The sequence below is a fragment of the Streptomyces sp. PA03-6a genome (genome assembly GCF_033792765.1).
Taxonomy (GTDB): domain Bacteria; phylum Actinomycetota; class Actinomycetes; order Streptomycetales; family Streptomycetaceae; genus Actinacidiphila.
Genome location: NZ_JARAVK010000622.1, coordinates 1 through 632, shown reverse-complemented (window position 1 = coordinate 632; position 632 = coordinate 1). Strand labels below are relative to the sequence as shown.

Below are 632 nucleotides of genomic sequence, written 5' to 3'. Positions count from 1 at the left end.
GCACCAGCGGACCGGCCAACAGCGGTGCCAGCACGGCGGCGGGCAGCGCCAGCAGCAGTGCCTCGGCGGAGGCCAGGCCCGCGATGCGGGACCGGGAGCTGCCGCGGGCCCGCAGCTGGGCGGTCTCCTCGGAGCGCTCGCTGGCGAGCAGGCCGGCGACGAGCATCAGCGCCAGGCCCGCGAGGACGATCAGCTGCAACGCGCTGATGAGCAGCGTCGAACGGCTCACCAGCAGATTGCGGCTCAGGTCGGCCGCCAGGGCGGGCAGCTCGCTGCTCGCCGTCGTCTTCCCGTCCAGCTGCTTGTCGTCCAACTGGCCCACCGTGCGCCGGACGTCCTGACCGACGCTGTCGAGCCGGCCGGCGGTCATGGCCGAGAAGTCCGCTCCCGCGGTCCACTGGACCTCGGTCGCAGGCACCGCGCCCGAAGCAAAAGCCCGGGGATCGGTGAGCATCGGGCCGTAGGTGGTGAACGACAGCGTCCGCACGCCGCGCCCGGCCATCGGGTCCAGCCGCCAGTACAGCGCGGACGGATCCGTGGGGCGGTACAGGCCGGTCAGCCGTACGCGCAGCGGCGGCCCGTTCCGCCGGTCGGCGAGCGTGATCACGTCCCCCGGCGTCACGCCGAGGGCC

At 74.2% G+C, this 632-nt stretch carries 1 protein-coding gene; it reads right to left on the bottom strand.

Going from position 1 to position 632, the window contains the following annotated elements; all coding sequences use genetic code 11:
• Nucleotides 1-632: FtsX-like permease family protein (locus PV350_RS46930; protein WP_500339348.1), on the bottom strand; the 632-nt coding region annotated here is incomplete at both ends.